Annotated in this window: 15 protein-coding genes; 9 read left to right on the top strand and 6 right to left on the bottom strand. The window is 70.4% G+C overall.

All coding sequences use genetic code 11. From position 1 onward, the window contains the following. Positions 1 to 11 precede the first annotated feature (11 nt). Positions 12 to 1,439: an FHA domain-containing protein gene (locus ACH4C6_RS21990; protein WP_398110281.1), complete on the top strand. Its 1,428-nt coding sequence runs from the start codon at positions 12 to 14 to the stop codon at positions 1,437 to 1,439. A gap of 43 nt (positions 1,440 to 1,482) precedes the next feature. Here the strand turns inward: ACH4C6_RS21990 and ACH4C6_RS21985 are convergent, their stop codons facing one another. Further along, the gene (locus ACH4C6_RS21985) at positions 1,483 to 2,463 is read right to left on the bottom strand and encodes a methyltransferase domain-containing protein (RefSeq protein WP_398110280.1); all 981 of its coding nucleotides are present in this window, start codon (positions 2,461 to 2,463) and stop codon (positions 1,483 to 1,485) included. 93 nt (positions 2,464 to 2,556) lie between these two features. Here ACH4C6_RS21985 and ACH4C6_RS21980 point away from each other — a divergent pair, with 93 nt between their 5' ends. Then, on the top strand, positions 2,557 to 2,970 hold the full coding sequence (locus ACH4C6_RS21980; protein ID WP_333933369.1) for a globin: 414 nt from the start codon (positions 2,557 to 2,559) through the stop codon (positions 2,968 to 2,970). Between the two features lie 20 nt (positions 2,971 to 2,990). Here the strand turns inward: ACH4C6_RS21980 and ACH4C6_RS21975 are convergent, their stop codons facing one another. Genes ACH4C6_RS21975 through ettA form a run of 3 tightly spaced genes read right to left on the bottom strand, consistent with a single transcriptional unit; the run spans position 2,991 to position 5,736 of the window. Beyond that, positions 2,991 to 3,659, bottom strand: coding sequence for a hypothetical protein (locus tag ACH4C6_RS21975; protein WP_398110279.1), 669 nt, complete (start codon positions 3,657 to 3,659; stop codon positions 2,991 to 2,993). Next, entirely contained in the window at positions 3,656 to 4,069 is a 414-nt protein-coding gene (locus ACH4C6_RS21970) for an acyl-CoA thioesterase (protein ID WP_398110278.1), read from the bottom strand. The genes ACH4C6_RS21975 and ACH4C6_RS21970 overlap by 4 nt, the downstream gene beginning before the upstream one ends. A gap of 2 nt (positions 4,070 to 4,071) precedes the next feature. After that, a complete protein-coding gene (gene ettA / locus ACH4C6_RS21965; RefSeq protein ID WP_369195577.1) occupies positions 4,072 to 5,736 on the bottom strand; it encodes an energy-dependent translational throttle protein EttA in 1,665 nt (554 codons plus the stop codon). Between the two features lie 208 nt (positions 5,737 to 5,944). Between ettA and ACH4C6_RS21960 the strand changes: the two genes are divergently transcribed. The 5 genes from ACH4C6_RS21960 to ACH4C6_RS21940 all read left to right on the top strand — a co-directional run bounded on the left by ACH4C6_RS21960 (position 5,945) and on the right by ACH4C6_RS21940 (position 11,371). After that, positions 5,945 to 6,355 carry a VOC family protein gene (locus tag ACH4C6_RS21960; protein WP_398110277.1) on the top strand — a complete coding sequence of 137 codons (411 nt, stop codon included), beginning with the start codon at positions 5,945 to 5,947 and terminating at the stop codon, positions 6,353 to 6,355. 204 nt (positions 6,356 to 6,559) lie between these two features. Next, the gene (locus tag ACH4C6_RS21955) at positions 6,560 to 7,672 is read left to right on the top strand and encodes a hypothetical protein (RefSeq protein WP_398110276.1); all 1,113 of its coding nucleotides are present in this window, start codon (positions 6,560 to 6,562) and stop codon (positions 7,670 to 7,672) included. A gap of 295 nt (positions 7,673 to 7,967) precedes the next feature. Next, the gene (locus tag ACH4C6_RS21950) at positions 7,968 to 9,143 is read left to right on the top strand and encodes a glutathione-independent formaldehyde dehydrogenase (protein WP_398110275.1); all 1,176 of its coding nucleotides are present in this window, start codon (positions 7,968 to 7,970) and stop codon (positions 9,141 to 9,143) included. 117 nt (positions 9,144 to 9,260) lie between these two features. Continuing rightward, positions 9,261 to 10,199: an SRPBCC family protein gene (locus tag ACH4C6_RS21945; protein WP_398110274.1), complete on the top strand. Its 939-nt coding sequence runs from the start codon at positions 9,261 to 9,263 to the stop codon at positions 10,197 to 10,199. Beyond that, positions 10,196 to 11,371, top strand: a complete 1,176-nt coding sequence (locus ACH4C6_RS21940; protein WP_398110273.1) for a zinc-dependent alcohol dehydrogenase — start codon at positions 10,196 to 10,198, stop codon at positions 11,369 to 11,371. The genes ACH4C6_RS21945 and ACH4C6_RS21940 overlap by 4 nt, the downstream gene beginning before the upstream one ends. 66 nt (positions 11,372 to 11,437) lie before the next feature. Here ACH4C6_RS21940 and rfbC read toward each other — a convergent pair whose 3' ends face one another. Both rfbC and ACH4C6_RS21930 read right to left on the bottom strand, forming a co-directional pair. Beyond that, positions 11,438 to 12,034: a dTDP-4-dehydrorhamnose 3,5-epimerase gene (gene rfbC / locus ACH4C6_RS21935; protein WP_398110272.1), complete on the bottom strand. Its 597-nt coding sequence runs from the start codon at positions 12,032 to 12,034 to the stop codon at positions 11,438 to 11,440. 27 nt (positions 12,035 to 12,061) lie between these two features. Then, on the bottom strand, positions 12,062 to 14,107 hold the full coding sequence (locus ACH4C6_RS21930) for a glycosyltransferase (RefSeq protein ID WP_398110271.1): 2,046 nt from the start codon (positions 14,105 to 14,107) through the stop codon (positions 12,062 to 12,064). 220 nt (positions 14,108 to 14,327) lie between these two features. On the opposite strand from ACH4C6_RS21930, the gene ACH4C6_RS21925 reads away from it, so the two are divergent. Both ACH4C6_RS21925 and rfbB read left to right on the top strand, forming a co-directional pair. Further along, complete coding sequence (locus ACH4C6_RS21925; RefSeq protein WP_398110270.1) at positions 14,328 to 15,395, top strand: glucose-1-phosphate thymidylyltransferase; 1,068 nt, start codon at positions 14,328 to 14,330, stop codon at positions 15,393 to 15,395. Then, entirely contained in the window at positions 15,392 to 16,378 is a 987-nt protein-coding gene (gene rfbB / locus ACH4C6_RS21920) for a dTDP-glucose 4,6-dehydratase (RefSeq protein WP_398110269.1), read from the top strand. Before ACH4C6_RS21925 ends, rfbB begins: the two co-directional genes overlap by 4 nt. Positions 16,379 to 16,384: the final 6 nt, after the last annotated feature.

Genomic DNA, 16,384 nt, shown 5'->3' with positions numbered 1-16,384 from the left:
GACGCGCCGACATGCCGACCTGCCCGAACGGACACCAGTCGGGTTCCGACGACTGGTGCGAGGTCTGCGGTCACCGCATGGCGGGTGCCGTGCCTCCGCCTCCTCCCCCTCCGCCCCCCGGCGGCTACGGCTTCCCGCCCCCGGCCGGCCAGGGCGGCCCCGGCGGCCCCGGCCCCGGTGGGCAGCCCGGCGGGCGCCCGCCGCACCTGTCCGCCGAGCCGGAGCTCTGCCCGCAGTGCCGTACGCCGCGTGAGGGTGGTGCCCCGTTCTGCGAGGAGTGCCGGTGGAACTTCCTCACCAACACGGCGACCTCGTACACCCCCGCGGCCCCGCCGCCGCCCGGCCCGGGCGCGCGCTTCCAGCCACCGGGCCAGGGCGGCCCGGGCGGCCCGTCGTACGGCAGTGGCAGTGACGCGTTCGACTACCAGAGTTCGCGCCCCTCGCAGGTGAACCGCCCGGCCGAGCCGATCCCGCCCTTCGGCGGCGATCAGTCCGGCCGTCCCGGCCCGGGTGGTCCCGGCGGCCCTGGCGGCCCCGGTGGTCCCGGTGGCCCGGGTGGTTACGGGGCGCCCGGTGGCCCGGGTGGTCCGTCCGGCCCGCCCGGATTCGGCAACGACCCCTCGCGTCCGGTCCCGCCGCCGCCCGGCCCGGGTGGCCACGGCGGTCCGGGTGGACACGGCGGCGGTCCCGGCGGCTACGGGGGCGGCCCGGGTGGGCAGGGTGGCCCCGGCGGTCCCGGCGGCGCTCCGCAGGCGTTCCACCAGTCCGGCCCGCCGGCCCCGCCCGCCTTCCCGCAGGAGACGCAGCGGCCCCCGCAGCAGGGCGGTCCGGCCTTCGGCGGCGGTGACGACGACTGGGTGATCTCCCCGCCGTCGCACACCGGCCCCGGCGGGCACGGCGGCCCGGGCGGTCCCGGCCACGGCGGTCCCGGCGGACCCGGTCAGGGCGGCTACGGCTACCCGCAGCCCGGTGCCACCCAGGCCCCGCCCGGCCCGGGAGGCTTCCCGCAGCAGCACCAGCCGCAGCAGGGACCGGCGACCTGGACCGCGACGATCGGCCCGGACCGCGAGTACTTCCTGGCGATGATGCAGCGCTCCGGCCCCGAGGCCGCCGGGCTGAACCTGCCCGCGTACTCCCCCGAGCAGCAGCGCACGCTCACCGGGAACCAGATCACCATCGGCCGCCGCCGGCACTCCACCGGCGACACCCCCGACATCGACCTGTCGGTGCCGCCGGAGGACCCGGGCGTCTCGCACCAGCACGCGGTGCTGGTGCAGCAGCCGGACGGCAGCTGGGCGGTCGTCGACCAGAACTCGACGAACGGCACGACGGTCAACGGCTCGGAGGAGCCCATCCAGCCGTTCGTCCCCGTCCCGCTCCAGGACGGCGACCGGGTGCACGTGGGCGCCTGGACGACGATCACGATCCGCCGCGGCTGAGCCGCGCGGCTGAGCCGTACCGTCGGCGCCGCGCGGCGGTACGTCAGGACGGGAGGGGCCAGGCGTACGGCCCCTCCGGGTCGTCCAGCCAGGCCCACTCCCGTTCGCCGCTGACGGTGATGCCGTAGCGCTCGCGCTGCGGTCTGCCCTCCTGCTCCCACAGCGACAGCGCCTCCTCCGGGTCGATGCTGCCGCGGGTCAGGGCCAGCAGGAAGCGGAACAGGTCGTCCTCCCTGGCCCGGCGGGGCACCCCGCCGAGCTGGAACGGCTCCGCGGCCCGGCCGGTCCCGCGCAGGGGCACGAAGTAGGCGGGCGTGTGCAAAAAGCGCCCCTCGGCGTGCGAGGCGTCGGTCACGGTGAGCGCGAGCAGGCCGGTGGCCAGCGGCAGCAGGATCCGGCCGCCCGGCCGGCTCTGGGCGAGCCAGGCCGGCGGTACGGAGGTCAGGGCGCAGGTCGCGATGATCCGGTCGAAGGGCGCGCGCTCCGGCACGCCCCGGGCGCCGTCGCCGGTGACGACGACCGGATGGTGCCCGGCCGCGGCCAGGTGCCGGCGGGCCGACTCGGTGATCTCCGGGTCCAGGTCGACACTGGTGACCTTGTCGTCGCCGAGCCGGTGGCACAGCAGCGCGGCGTTGTAGCCGGTGCCCGCCCCGATCTCCAGGACCGTGTGCCCCTCGCGGACGTCCAGCTCCGTCAGCATGTCCGCCATGAGCGAGGGCTGGCTGCTGGAGGACAGCAGCTCCCCGTCGCGCAGCCGGGTCGCCAGCGGCACGTCCTCGTAGGCACCCCGTATCCACCGCTCCCGCGCCTGCGGGTCGGGGCTCTCGCCCCAGCGGCGCTCGTAACCGCCCGCGACGGCCACGTAGTAGTACGGCACGAACAGGTGGCGCGGGACCGCCGCGAAGGCCTCCCGCCAGGCGGGGTCGGCCGTCCAGGCCCCGCTCGCCTCGATGCGCCGCACCAGCCCCGCCCGCGCGCTGGCGCCGAGGTCCTCGAGTTCCCTGCCGGGTGCGTGCCCGCCCATGTCTCCACAGTAAGCGGCGGGCCTGGGGCCGGTCGTTCCGATCACGGGCGGCGGGACCTAGGTCTTGAGTCCTATGCCGGGGCGTCTGAGACCATGGAACGCGTGACAGAGATTCGGCGCGGCACGCTTCAGGAGCAGACCTTCTACGAGCAGGTCGGCGGGGAGGAGACCTTCCGCCGGCTCGTCCACCGTTTCTACGAGGGGGTCGCCGGGGACCCGCTGCTGCGGCCCATGTACCCCGAGGAGGACCTCGGCCCCGCCGAGGAGCGCTTCACGCTGTTCCTCATCCAGTACTTCGGCGGCCCGACTACGTACAGCGCCAACCGCGGCCACCCGCGGCTGCGGATGCGCCACGCGCCCTTCCAGGTGGACCGCGCGGCGCACGACGCCTGGCTGAAGCACATGCGGGTGGCGGTCGACGAGCTCGGGCTGTCCGAGGAGCACGAGCACACGCTGTGGAGCTACCTGACCTACGCGGCCGCCTCGATGGTGAACACCCCGGGCTGACGCCCTCCCCCGGTGGCCGGTCAGCGGACGCTGACGTCCAAGGCCCCGAGCCCGGCACGCCGTACCGCGACCGACCCGTAGGGCGTGCGCAGCCGCAGCCACGCGCCCGAGGAGAGCAGCCCCAGCGGGGCGCCGGGCCGCAGGAAGCCGAGCGACTGCGCCGCGTGCACGGCCCGGACCGGCAGCGGGGTGTCCCCGACCGTGCGGGACCAGATGTCCCGGCCGATGCGGTCCAGTTCGCCGCGGGTGCGCCGCTCCTCGGGCAACTCCCCCGTCCGGGCGCGGAACTCGGCCACCGCGGCGGCCACCAGCGACCGGAGGGCGTCGGGCCCGGGCAGTCCCGGTTCGGCCCGCCAGCCGCTGCGGGGCGGCAGCACCCCGGCCCACGGCGGCCCGGTCACGGCCTGCGGCACGGCGGCCGTGGCGGCCTTCTCGTCCACCGATTCCAGCAGCTCACCGGCGGACACGGTCACGTCCAGCCTGACCTCCAGGCCCTTCTCGTACGGCTTGGCCAGCCGCACCGCGCGGACCGCCAGCACCTCGAAGGACGGCGGCCGGCCGAAGACGGCCAGTGCGGTGCCGGCGGCCTGCAGGCGCACCGCGGCCCCGCGGTCGTAGTGGAGCAGCCGGGAGAGGAAGGCCGCGAGGTCCGCCGCCTCCCCCTCGTCGGCGAGGTGCAGGACCGTCATGCCGCGACGGCCTCCTCCTCGGCGTCATCCATGTACGCGCGGAGGAACTCCCGCTCCTCCTCGGTGATCCGGCGCGGGCGCTGCGCCTCGAAGTCGAACGGCACGATCACCGTCGACGCCCGCACGTAGACCTGGTCGCCGTCCTTCACCTCGTAGGTGAGGGTGAAGGACGCGGCCCTTATCTCGGTGACCCACAGCTCGATGTCCACCGGGTGGTGGCGGTGCACGAGCTGCCGCTTGTAGTCGATCTCATGGCGTGCCACCACGGACCCCTGCTTGAAGTCCTTCTCCGGGCGGAACAGGAAGTCGATACGGGCCTCCTCCAGGTAGCGGAGGAACACCACGTTGTTGACGTGGCCGTACGCGTCCATGTCCGCCCAGCGCAGCGGGCAGCGGTAGATGTGCCGCAAGATCAGCCCCGGGTCAGCTTCTTGTAGGTGGCGCGGTGCGGACGGGCGGCGTCCGGGCCGAGCCGCTCGACCTTGTTCTTCTCGTACGACTCGAAGTTGCCCTCGAACCAGAACCACTTGGAGTCGCCCTCGTAGGCGAGGATGTGCGTGGCCACGCGGTCCAGGAACCACCGGTCGTGGGAGACGACCACGGCGCAGCCGGGGAACTCCAGCAGCGCGTTCTCCAGGCTGGAGAGGGTCTCGACGTCGAGGTCGTTGGTCGGCTCGTCGAGGAGCAGCAGGTTGCCGCCCTGCTTGAGGGTGAGCGCGAGGTTCAGCCGGTTGCGCTCACCGCCGGAGAGCACCCCGGCCGGCTTCTGCTGGTCCGGCCCCTTGAACCCGAAGGCGGAGACGTACGCCCGCGACGGCATCTCGACCTGGCCGACGTTGATGTAGTCCAGCTCGTCGGAGACGACGGCCCACAGCGTCTTCTTGGGGTCGATGTTCTCGCGGCTCTGGTCGACGTAGGAGATCTTGACGGTGTCGCCGACCTTGATGGCGCCGGAGTCCGGCTCCTCGATGCCCTGGATCATCTTGAACAGGGTGGTCTTGCCGGCGCCGTTCGGACCGATGATGCCCACGATGCCGTTGCGCGGGAGGGTGAAGCTGAGGTCGTCGATGAGCAGCTTCTCGCCGAAGCCCTTGCTGAGGTTGCTGACCTCGACGACGACGTTGCCCAGACGCGGGCCCGGCGGGATCTGGATCTCCTCGAAGTCCAGCTTCCGCATCTTGTCGGCCTCGGCGGCCATCTCCTCGTAGCGGGCCAGACGCGCCTTGGACTTGGCCTGCCGCCCCTTGGCGTTGGAGCGGACCCACTCCAGCTCTTCCTTGAGCCGCTTCTGCCGCTTGGCGTCCTTCTGGCCCTCGACCTTGAGGCGGGCGGCCTTGGTCTCCAGGTACTTGGAGTAGTTGCCCTCGTAGGGGTAGAGGCGACCGCGGTCGACCTCGCAGATCCACTGGGCGACGTTGTCGAGGAAGTACCGGTCGTGGGTGACCGCGACGACGGTGCCCGGGTACTGCGCCAGGTGCTGCTCCAGCCAGTTCACCGACTCGGCGTCGAGGTGGTTGGTGGGCTCGTCGAGCAGCAGCAGGTCGGGCTGCTCCAGCAGGAGCTTGCACAGCGCGACGCGGCGGCGCTCACCACCGGACAGGTTGGTGACGGGCCAGTCGCCGGGCGGGCAGCCCAGGGCGTCCATGGCCTGCTCCAGCTGCGCGTCGAGGTCCCACGCGTTGGCGTGGTCGAGCTGCTCCTGGAGCTTGCCCATCTCGTCCATGAGCTCGTCGGTGTACTCGGTCGCCATCTGCTCGGCGATCTCGTTGAACCGGTCGAGCTTGCCCTTGATCTCGGCGACACCCTCCTGGACGTTCTCCAGGACGGTCTTGTCCTCGGTCAGCGGGGGCTCCTGGAGCAGGATGCCGACCGTGTAACCCGGCGTGAGGAAGGCGTCACCGTTGGACGGCTGCTCGATCCCGGCCATGATCTTGAGGATCGTCGACTTTCCGGCGCCGTTCGGGCCGACGACGCCGATCTTCGCCCCCGGGAGGAAGCTCGTCGTCACGTCGTCGAGGATCACCTTGTCGCCGTGCGCTTTGCGCGCCTTGCGCATGGTGTAAATGAACTCAGCCAAGAGAAACCGTCCGGCAGCTTGAATCTGACAGTGGGCAGATACACCCCATCTTGCCGTACCGCCAGGGCTGGGCGGAAACGCGTATGGGTGGGGGGCTGTGACCTGGGGGTTCGTGGGGAGCGGCTGAGATACGACGGTCGCTGTCGGTTGCCACCGGTGACAGAAGGTCCCGCCCTCGCGGCGCGTGAGCCTGTGACAAGATCCCGGGATGCTGAGACTCACCGATTTCATCATCGACTGCCCGGACACGATGGAGTTGGCGGCCTTCTACTCCGAGGTGACAGGCCGGCCGGTCAAGGAAGGCAGCTCCGAGGACTGGGCCGGTATCCAGTTCGGCGAGATCGAGTTGGCGTTCATCCGGGTGGACGGCTACCGCGCTCCGCAGTGGCCCGACGGCGAGCACCCCAAGCAGTTCCACCTCGACTTCGAGGTGGACGAGTTCGAGCCCGAGCAGCGCCGCGTCCTGGCCCTCGGTGCGACGCTGAAGCAGGACTTCATCGGCCCGAACGGCTACGGCTGGCAGGTCTACACCGACCCCGTCGGGCACCCCTTCTGCCTGTGCCGCAACAAGGGCGTCGTCTGGACCGACCAGGGCCCGATCTGGCCTCAGCGCGGCTGATCAGCCCGGGCCGCGCCTGCTCGGCTCCGCCTGGGGTTGACGCCGTACGGCTCGGGCGTCGCGTCCGAGAGGCCCGGCCGCAGGTGCTCGCCGGCGTCCCCGACCTGCTGTACGGCTGTGTCGAAACGGTTGAGGACCGGGCGTTACGCGCCGGGCATTCGGGGCACTGCTGGACGCCGGAGTGGACGACGAGAAGGGACCGTCATGGTTGAGTCGTCGCAGAGCGTCACGGCCGTGGCTCTCCTGGCGGATCCGGACGCGCCGACCGAGGTCGCCCAGCACATCGCCCGGGACATGCCCGCCCGGCTCGCGGACGCGTCGGGCCGCCACCGGCGGTTCGCCGTCGAGGTGGTGAGTGAGCCCTTCACCGCGGGGACCGAGGACCCGACCACGATGACCCGCCGGCTCATCGACCGGCGACGTGAAGAGGACTGGGACGTCGTCGTGGCCCTCACCGACCTGCCGTTGCACTCGCAGGGGCACAAACTCGTCGTGGATCTGAGTCATGAACACGGCCTGGCACTCCTGTCCCTCCCCTCCCTGGGCGGACTGCGCTTCCAGAGCAGGGCCCGGCGCGCGGTCGAGGAGGCCGTGCTCAGCCTGGCGGATGCGCAGTCCGCCCAGGGCGGAAAGCCTGGCCGGGATCGGTCGCTGGGAGACACCGGTCGCCTTGCGTCCGTTCACCCGGCCCGGGTCGGCGACGAGGAGGCCGCGGACCTCCGTTATGTGGTCGGTGGGCCGCGCGGCTACCTGAGGGTGCTCGGCGGCATGGTCCGGGCCAACAGGCCGTGGCGCTTGGTCCCGGGCCTCTCCAAGGCCCTTGCGGCCGCACTCGCCACCGGAGCGATCGCCACCGTGAACTCCACCGTCTGGAGCCTGGCCGCATTCCTCGACACCCCACGGCTCGTGATCGCCACGATCGGGTCCGTCGCCCTCATGATCGGCTGGCTGATCATTGACGCGCACCTGTGGCATCGGAAGGCGCAGGACTCGCCGGAGGAGAGGAAGCGGGCGGCGCTCTACAACGCGTCGACGGTCGTGACCGTGGGCATCGGGGTGCTCGTCTGCTACGCCGGGTTGCTGGTCGTCAACTTGCTGTGGGGGCTCTTCATCCTCAACGACCAGGTGTTCGCCTCCATGACTCGGACGCCGCTGCATGCCGCGGAGTACTGGACGCTGGCCTGGTTCGTCGCTTCGGTCGCCACGGCCGGTGGTGCGCTGGGGTCGGGCCTGGAGAGCGACGAGGCGATCCGGGCGGCCGCCTATTCCAAGCGTGAACAGGACCGTCGTCGCATGCTCGCGGACGACGGTGAGTAGCGGACGGTCCGTGCCGGGGATGCCGTCCCGACCGCTGGTCGGCGCCCCGGCGACACTGCCTCCGATTCGTGCGACGAACGCCGTTTCGGCCGGAGGTTGACGGAGACCCGCACCGTACGCCGCCGGAGCACCGAGGCTCCGCCCGGCGACCGGGTGAAACAACCGTTCTCCCTGATCCAGGCGAACGGCTCGCGCAGGCGTGCCGATACCACCGACTCCCTCCTCGCATGGTCGCGAGTCAGGCCCCTTGCGCCGTCTCCATCACCGCCATGCAAGGACACCCAGGGAAGTCATCATGAAAGCAGCGGTATACGAAGGACCGCGAACGGTCACCGTGAAGGACGTACCGGACGCGAAGATCGAGCACCCCTGCGACATCATCGTCAAGATCACCACCACCAACATCTGCGGTTCGGATCTGCACATGTACGAGGGACGCACCTCGTTCGAGTCCGGCCGCACGCTGGGGCACGAGAATCTGGGCCAGGTCGTGGAGGTCGGCTCGGCCGTCCGCAAGGTCCAGGTCGGCGAGTACGTGGTCCTGCCCTTCAACATCGCCTGCGGCTTCTGCAAGCAGTGCGAGCGGGGCCTGACCAACTACTGCCTGACCATGCAACCGGAACCCGCCCTCGCAGGAGCCGCCTACGGTTTCGCCGACATGGGCCCCTACCAGGGCGGCCAGGCGGAACTGCTGCGCGTGCCCTACGGCGACTTCAACGCGCTGCGCCTGGGCGAGGACGCCGCCGAGCGGCAGAGCGACTACGTGATGCTCGCCGACATCTTCCCCACCGGCTACCACGCCACCGAGATGGCCAACGTCAAGCCGGGCGACCAGACGATCGTCTTCGGGGCCGGTCCCGTCGGGCTGATGGCAGCCTACTCCGCCGTGCTCAAGGGTGCCGGCCGCGTCTGGGTGGCCGACCACCAGCCCGACCGGCTGGCCAAGGCGGAGGAGATCGGGGCCATTCCGATCAACACCGCCGAGCAGGACCCGGCCGAGGTCGTCAAGGAGGCCACCCTCGGTCTGGGCGCCGACAACGGGTGTGAGTGCGTCGGCTACCAGGCACACGACTCCGAGGGACACGAGGACGCCAGCCTCACCCTCAACAGCCTGATCGACTCGGTGAGGTTCACGGGCGACATCGGCGTGGTGGGCGTGTTCCTGCCCCAGGACCCCGGCGGCGAGGAGGCGCAGGGCGAGTGGGAGGCACAGGGCAAGGTGCCCATCGACTTCGGGATGATGTGGTTCAAGGGCCAGCGCATGGGGACCGGCCAGGCTCCGGTGAAGAAGTACAACCGGGCGCTGCGGGACCTGATCGCCGGCGGGAAGGCGACGCCGAGCTTCGTCGTCTCCCACGAGCTCAGCCTGGACGAGGCCCCCACCGCCTACGAGCACTTCGACGCCCGTGACGACGGCTGGACGAAGGTGCTGCTGCATCCCGACGGCCACAGCAACGGCCACAAGCAGTAAGGAGGCCGGGGCCGCCCGCCCGCTGCGGCACCACACCGGGCGGGCGGCCACCCCCCTCCGGCCCCGGTTCTCCCGCATGTCAGGAGCACTGATGACGACCGCACGTCAGGAGCACTGATGACGACAGACACCCGCTCCACCTCCCGCCTGCGACACGATCCGCTCGTACGTGGCCTCGGCTGGGCCAGTGCGTTCCTGGGCGTGCCCCAGGTCGTCGCCCCGGCGGGCTTCGCACGGGCCCTGGGCGTGGGCGACGCCCCCCGCCACCGGTCGGCCACGACGGCCGTCGGCGTGCGCGAACTGGCTGCGGCGACCGGCCTGTTGGGACGGCCACACCCCGTCTGGCTCTGGAGTCGCGTCGGCGGCGACCTCATGGACCTGACGATGCTCGCCAGAGCCCTGAAGAACCACAACGGTCGCGGTCTCGGACGCACCGTCGCTGCGACGGCCGCGGTCACCGCCCTCACCGCCACGGACGTCTACGCGGCCGTGACCCGCACGCGTAGGAGCGCCCCCATGGAACTGACCGCGGCCACCACCGTCACCCGGTCCCCGGACGAGGTGTACACCCTCTGGAAGGACCTGGAGCGACTGCCGGAATTCATGGTGCACTTGGACGACGTGCACGTGACCGGCCCGCGCACCAGTCACTGGAAGGCCGACGCGCCGTTCGGCAAAACCGTCGAATGGGACGCCGAGATCACTCAGGACGTCCCGGGCCGACTGATCGCGTGGCGGTCGGTGGAGGGCGCCGACATCGGCAACTCCGGCGAAGTCCGTCTCGTGCCGGCCCCGGGCGGGCAGGGCACGGAGATCCGGGTGTCCCTGCGCTACGAACTGCCCGGTGGGGCGGTGGGCAAGGCGGCCGCCCGCTGGTTCGGCGAGGAGCCGCACCAGCAACTGGACGACGACCTGCGCCGGTTCAAGCAGATCGCGGAGACCGGTGAGGTCGTCCGCTCCGAGGGCGCACCCGGCGGCAAGCGGGCCCGGGGCGAGTTCCCGCAGCACCCGGCCCGACCGCTGACCGAGGACGAACTGAAGGAGGCACTGGCATGAAGGCCACCTGCTGGACGGGACGCAACTCGGTCGAGGTGCAGGACGTTCCGGACCCCTCGATCCTGAACAGCCGCGACGCCATCGTGAAGATCACCTCGACGGCGATCTGCGGCTCCGACCTCCATCTGGTCGACGGCTACGTGCCGACCATGGAGAAGGGCGACATCCTGGGCCACGAGTTCATGGGAGAGGTCGTCGAGGTCGGCCCCGGCATCGACAACGGCACACTGCGCGTCGGCGACCGGGTCGTGGTGCCCTTCCCCATCGCCTGCGGCGCGTGTGCGTCCTGCCGTGCGGAGCTGTACTCGTGCTGCGAGAACAGCAACCCGAACGCGGGCATCTCGGAGAAGATGTTCGGTCATCCCACCTGTGGCATCTACGGGTACTCCCACCTCACCGGCGGCTTCGCCGGTGGCCAGGCCGAGTACGCGCGGGTGGTGCTCGCCGACGCCAACGCCCTCAAGATCGAGTCGGATCTGACCGACGAGCAGGTGCTCTTCCTGTCCGACATCCTGCCGACCGGTTACATGGGCGCCGACATGTGCGACATCCAGCAGGGTGACGTCGTCGCCGTCTGGGGTGCCGGGCCGGTCGGCCAGTTCGCCATGGACAGTGCCCGGGTCCTGGGCGCGGAGAAGGTCGTCGCCATCGACAAGGAGGCCTACCGCCTCGACATGGCCGCCGCCCAGGGCTACACCACCATCGACTTCGAGGACACCGACGTACGGTCCGCCCTGCTCGAACTCACCGGCGGCCGGGGCCCCGACAAGTGCATCGACGCGGTCGGCCTGGAGGCCACGCACGGCGCCTCCCACGTCCACCTCTACGACCGTGCCAAGCAGGCGGTCCGCTCCGAGACCGACCGGCCGCACGTGCTGCGCCAGGCCATCATGTCCTGCCGGAGCGGAGGCGTGGTCTCGGTCATCGGCGTCTACGGCGGGATGATCGACAAGTTCCCGGCGGGTGCCTGGATGAACCGGTCACTGACGCTGCGGACCGGCCAGTGCCACGTGCAGAGGTACATGCGACCGCTGCTGGACATGATCGAGCAGGGCAGGATCGATCCCACCCGGATCATCACCCACCGGCTGCCCCTGTCCGAGGCACCGACCGGCTACGACCTGTTCAAGAACAAGAAGGACCACTGCGAGAAGGTCGTCCTCACCCCGTGAGGTCCAGAAGAGCGCCGGGCCCTCCCGTGCCCACACGGGAGGGCCCCTTCTGCGACCGGGCGGCTGTCAGTCGCCGCGGAGCGTCCTGCGGAAGGCGACGCAGTCCTCGTACGCCGGGAGCAGACCCCGCGCCTCCGCCTCGGCCAGCGTCGGTGCCTGCTCGTCCTTCGGGGACAGCAGCGGTTCGATGCCGGCCGGCCAGTCGATGGCGAGGTCCGGGTCCAGCGGGTGGATGCCGTGTTCCCGCTCGGGGGCGTAGCCCTCGGAACAGAGGTAGACCACGGTCGCGTCGTCCGTCAGCGCGAAGAAGGCGTGGCCGAGGCCCTCGGACAGGTAGGCGGCGTGGTGGGTCCGGTCGTCCAGCCGGACCGCCTCCCACTGCCGGTACGTCGGTGAGCCGACGCGTATGTCGACGACGACGTCGACGACCGCACCCCGGACACACGTGACGTACTTGGCCTGGCTCGGCGGCACGTCCGCGAAGTGGATGCCGCGCAGGGTGCCCCGCCTGGAGACGGAGCAGTTGGCCTGGGCGAGGTGGAGGTCCTGGCCCGTCGCCTCGCGGAACTCCGCGCCGCGGAACCACTCGTGGAAGCTGCCGCGGTCGTCGGGGAACACCTTGGGCTCCAGCACCCAGGCTCCCTCAATACCCAGTGGTCGCATGTCCTGATCCTCGTTCGCGTCGTGCGGTCACTTCTTCAGGGTCCGACGGATCTTGCGGACCGCGCGGCGCAGGAACGTCGGCTTCGCCGGTCGCGAGCCGGGCCCGCGCCGGGCGGGACCCTTGGCCGCCAGGTCGGCGGCGGCCGCAGCCAGGCGCTTGACCACGGCCTCGCCGCCCGCCGGCACCTCCAGGGCCAGCGGGAGCTGCACCGGCTTGCCGGCTCCGAGCGACGGCAGGGTCAGGTCCATCCGCCAGTGGCCCTCCGCCGGCTCGCCGGACGGGAGGTCGGCGCGCAGGTCGGCGTCACCGGTGGTGCGGCCGGTCAGCGTGGCGGCGACCTCGACCGACCGCCCGGACGCGACGTCGGTGAGCTTCAGGGCCGCCTCGCACTCGCCCTGGACGTGGAACGGCAGAACGGCGGAGAGGCGCCCGGGGCTCGTCGTGACGGTCACGTCGCCGGGAGCCAGGCCGGCGAACTCGTACGCGAGGCGGTTGGTCTTCTGGTCGACGTCGAGCGAGAGGTTGCCGTGCGGGTCGGTCCAGTACGGCAGGACCGTACGGGCCGGGGAGCCGACGACGGCGGCGCGGCGCCCGTGTCCGGCCTGGTCGGTGCGCACCGAACCGAGGCGCGTCTCCTTCGTCCATCCGCAGGAGCTGATGCGGATGAGCACGTCCCAGATGCCCTCGTCGAGCGGGGCGCCGTTCGCCGCCGAGAGCGGGTCGACCAGCGAGGTGGCGCGCAGCACCTGGCGGAACCGGCCCTTCCGGCTCTCCCCGCTCGCCTCGCTCTCCACGCTCTCCCCGCCCTCCACGGCGAGCTTTTCGCGGGTGAGTTCCACGGGCTGGAAGAACTCCGCAGCCGTCGCGCGCTCCCGCACCACCAGGTCCACCTTGGACTTGTCCAGCGGGGCGGAGGTGTCGGCGCCGAGCAGGGCGATGGCGCTCAGTCCGGTCCGCGACAGAGGCGGAATCAGCACGTCCTTCTCCCCGTCGGCACGGAAAGTGAGAGGCTCGCCTCCCGACCTGTACTCGGCGGTGAAACCGATCGCCAGCCTGCCGTTCTCCCAGCCGAGGCTCTCGAGGGAACCGAAGGGCTTGATTCCCGCCTCCCATCGCGCGAACTCCTCGACCTCGGCCAGACGATTGGCCGAGATCAGACCGGCGACGATCTGCTGGGTGGGTTGCAGACCCGCTGCGACACCGGGCCCGAAACGCTCGACGACCACCTTGTGGATCTCGTCGAACAGTTCTTGGCGGTAGTCCTCGGGCAGGCTCAGCAGACGCTGTCCGCGCAAACGCTCGACCATCTCGTTGCGCAGCCAGCGGCGGAAGAGCCGGTCGCGCAGCGGCCCCGGTTCGGTGAGTTCCTCGACCACGTCGAGAGCCTCACGGAGGTTGGTGAAATAGCCGACCGGGTCGAAACGCTGGAAGCCCGCGTTGGAGGCGTCCTCGCGCTTGACGTGGTAGTAGCAGAGATAGTCGCTGAGAACGGCGACGTTCTCGGCCCGCAGGTAGGCCTCCGCGACGAAGACGTGGTCCTCCAGACGGCGGCGCCCCTCCTTGAACCGGAGGTTGTGCTTGTCCAGGAACTCCTTGCGGAACATCTTGTGCGGGGTGAGGCTGTCGATCAGCGGGGCATTCTCGACGTTCGCGTGCGGCCGGTTCCTGCGGAACAGCTCGAGCGGGACGGGGCGGCCTTTTCCGGCCATCTTCCCGACGATGACGTCGGCGTCGTTGCGCACCCCGTAGTCGTACATGCGCTCAAGGGCCTCGTCGCCCAGCCAGTCGTCGTTGTCCACGAACTGGATGAACTCGCCCTTGGCCGCCTCGATGCCGACGTTGCGCGGCTTGCCCGACCACCCGGATCCCTCCTGGTGGACGACGTGCATGTGCGGGTACTCGGCGGCCAGCCGGTCGAGGCGCTCGGGTGTCTCGTCGGTGGAGCCGTCGTCGACGAAGATCGCCTCGTACTCGTCGTCCGGCAGGCTCTGGCGCAGAAGAGAGGCGATGCAGTCCTCGATGTACTTGCCCGGGTTGTAGACCGGGACGACCACGCTCACCTTGATGGACATGTCTCTTCTTCCGCCTCAGTTGCTGGGACTCACCACGGCATGAACCGGCGCGCAACGCCGCTCGTCGAAGGCAAGGCTAACGGGTGACGACCGGGCCGCGGCCACGTCAAACCGACGGTCGCCGACGCGAACAGAACGAGTAACACCCGTAAGGTTTCGGCAAACTGCGGTGGAACACAGGACAGGAGCCGGGCACAGCCCCGTGGTTAGGATGCCCGGTATGAAGGCTCTCGTTCTGTCGGGTGGCTCGGGCACTCGCCTGCGTCCGATAACCCACACATCGGCCAAGCAACTGGTGCCCGTCGCCAATAAGCCCGTGCTCTTCTACGGGCTCGAGGCCATCGCCGATGCCGGCATCACCGATGTCGGCATCATCGTCGGCGACACCGCCGAAGAGATCCGGGAAGCCGTCGGTGACGGCTCGAAGCTCGGGATCGACGTCACGTACATCCCCCAGGACAAGCCGCTCGGCCTGGCCCACGCCGTGCTCATCGCACGCGAATTCCTGGGTGACGACGACTTCGTGATGTACCTCGGCGACAACTTCATCGTCGGCGGCATCACCGGCCTCGTCGACGGATTCCGCACGGAACGCCCCGACGCGCAGATCCTTTTGACCCGGGTGCCCGATCCGACGTCGTTCGGTGTCGCCGAACTCGACGACAGTGGCCGGGTGACCGGGCTGGAGGAGAAGCCCGAGGAGCCGAAGAGCGATCTCGCGCTGGTGGGGGTGTATCTCTTCACTCCCGCCATTCATGAGGCGGTCCGCGAGATCGCGCCGTCCCGGCGCGGCGAACTGGAGATCACCCACGCCATCCAGTGGCTGATCGACCAGCGCAAGGACGTCCGCTCGACGACCATCTCCGGCTACTGGAAGGACACCGGGAACGTCCCCGACATGCTGGAGGTCAACCGCTCCGTCCTCGAGACGCTGGAGCGCAGCATCGAGGGCAGCGTCGACGAGTCCAGCGAGATCATCGGCCGCGTGCGCATCGAGGCCGGCGCCGAGGTCCGCGGCTCGCGCATCGTGGGTCCCGCCGTCATCGGCCCCGGCACGGTGATCAGCGACTCGTACATCGGCCCCTTCACGTCCATCTCCGAGGAGTGCCGGATCGACGACAGCGAGGTCGAGTACTCCATCGTCCTGCGGGAGTCCTCCATCACCGGCGTACGACGGATCGAGACCTCGCTCATCGGCCGCAACGTCCAGGTCACTCCCGCGCCCCGCAATCCCGCAGCCCACCGCCTCGTCCTCGGCGACCACAGCAAAGTGCAGATCTCCTCATGACGACCCGCATCCTCGTGACCGGCGGCGCCGGTTTCATCGGCTCCCACTACGTCCGCACCCTGCTCGGCCCCTCGGGCCCGGGTGACGTGGCGATCACCGTCCTGGACAAGCTCACCTACGCGGGCAACCCGGCCAACCTCGACGAGGTGCGCGACCGTCCGGGCTTCGCGTTCGTCCGGGGCGACATCTGCGACCCCGAACTGGTCGCCGAACTCATGGCGCGGCACGACCAGGTGGTGCACTTCGCCGCCGAGTCGCACGTGGACCGGTCCATCGACGGCGGCGCCGAGTTCGTCCGCACCAACGTGGTCGGCACGCACACCCTGGTCGACGCGGCACACCGGGCCGGGATCAAGGTGTTCGTGCACATCTCCACCGACGAGGTCTACGGCTCCATCGACGAGGGCTCGTGGCCGGAGACCCATCCCCTGCAGCCCAACTCGCCCTATTCGTCGGCCAAGGCGTCCAGCGACCTGATCGCGCTGTCGTACCACCGCACCCACGGCCTCGACGTGCGGGTGACCCGCTGCTCCAACAACTACGGGCACCACCACTTCCCCGAGAAGGTCATCCCGCTGTTCATCACGAACCTGCTGGACGGCAAGAAGGTCCCGCTGTACGGCGACGGCGGCAACGTCCGCGACTGGCTGCACATCGACGACCACGTCCAGGGCATCGAGCTGGTCCGCACCCGGGGCCGGGCAGGGGAGATCTACAACATCGGCGGCGGCACCGAGCTGTCCAACAAGGAGCTGACCCGGCTCCTGCTCCAGGCGTGCGGCGCCGACTGGGACAAGAGCGTCGAGTACGTCCAGGACCGCAAGGGCCACGACCGCCGCTACTCCGTGGACTGCACCAAGATCCGGACGGAACTGGGGTACGAACCCCGCAAGGACTTCACCGCCGGCCTCGCCGAGACCGTCGCCTGGTACCGGGACAACCGCGCCTGGTGGGAGCCCCTGAAGGAGCGCGCGGCGCTGTGACCTCCA

The sequence above is a fragment of the Streptomyces sp. NPDC017943 genome (assembly GCF_044328425.1).
Classification (GTDB): domain Bacteria; phylum Actinomycetota; class Actinomycetes; order Streptomycetales; family Streptomycetaceae; genus Streptomyces; species Streptomyces djakartensis_A.
The sequence above is the reverse complement of the archived record's forward strand: the minus strand, read 5'-3'. Positions and strand labels throughout refer to the sequence as shown.

What these genes read in the sequence shown, in the direction of transcription:
- ACH4C6_RS21990 (WP_398110281.1), top strand. Translation starts at nt 12, where the DNA reads ATGCCGACCTGCCCGAACGGACACCAGTCGGGTTCCGACGACTGGTGC.
- ACH4C6_RS21985 (WP_398110280.1), bottom strand. Translation starts at nt 2,463, where the DNA reads ATGGGCGGGCACGCACCCGGCAGGGAACTCGAGGACCTCGGCGCCAGC.
- ACH4C6_RS21980 (WP_333933369.1), top strand. Translation starts at nt 2,557, where the DNA reads ATGGAACGCGTGACAGAGATTCGGCGCGGCACGCTTCAGGAGCAGACC.
- ACH4C6_RS21975 (WP_398110279.1), bottom strand. Translation starts at nt 3,659, where the DNA reads ATGACGGTCCTGCACCTCGCCGACGAGGGGGAGGCGGCGGACCTCGCG.
- ACH4C6_RS21960 (WP_398110277.1), top strand. Translation starts at nt 5,945, where the DNA reads ATGCTGAGACTCACCGATTTCATCATCGACTGCCCGGACACGATGGAG.
- ACH4C6_RS21955 (WP_398110276.1), top strand. Translation starts at nt 6,560, where the DNA reads ATGGTTGAGTCGTCGCAGAGCGTCACGGCCGTGGCTCTCCTGGCGGAT.
- ACH4C6_RS21950 (WP_398110275.1), top strand. Translation starts at nt 7,968, where the DNA reads ATGAAAGCAGCGGTATACGAAGGACCGCGAACGGTCACCGTGAAGGAC.
- ACH4C6_RS21945 (WP_398110274.1), top strand. Translation starts at nt 9,261, where the DNA reads ATGACGACAGACACCCGCTCCACCTCCCGCCTGCGACACGATCCGCTC.
- ACH4C6_RS21940 (WP_398110273.1), top strand. Translation starts at nt 10,196, where the DNA reads ATGAAGGCCACCTGCTGGACGGGACGCAACTCGGTCGAGGTGCAGGAC.
- rfbC (WP_398110272.1), bottom strand. Translation starts at nt 12,034, where the DNA reads ATGCGACCACTGGGTATTGAGGGAGCCTGGGTGCTGGAGCCCAAGGTG.
- ACH4C6_RS21930 (WP_398110271.1), bottom strand. Translation starts at nt 14,107, where the DNA reads ATGTCCATCAAGGTGAGCGTGGTCGTCCCGGTCTACAACCCGGGCAAG.
- ACH4C6_RS21925 (WP_398110270.1), top strand. Translation starts at nt 14,328, where the DNA reads ATGAAGGCTCTCGTTCTGTCGGGTGGCTCGGGCACTCGCCTGCGTCCG.
- rfbB (WP_398110269.1), top strand. Translation starts at nt 15,392, where the DNA reads ATGACGACCCGCATCCTCGTGACCGGCGGCGCCGGTTTCATCGGCTCC.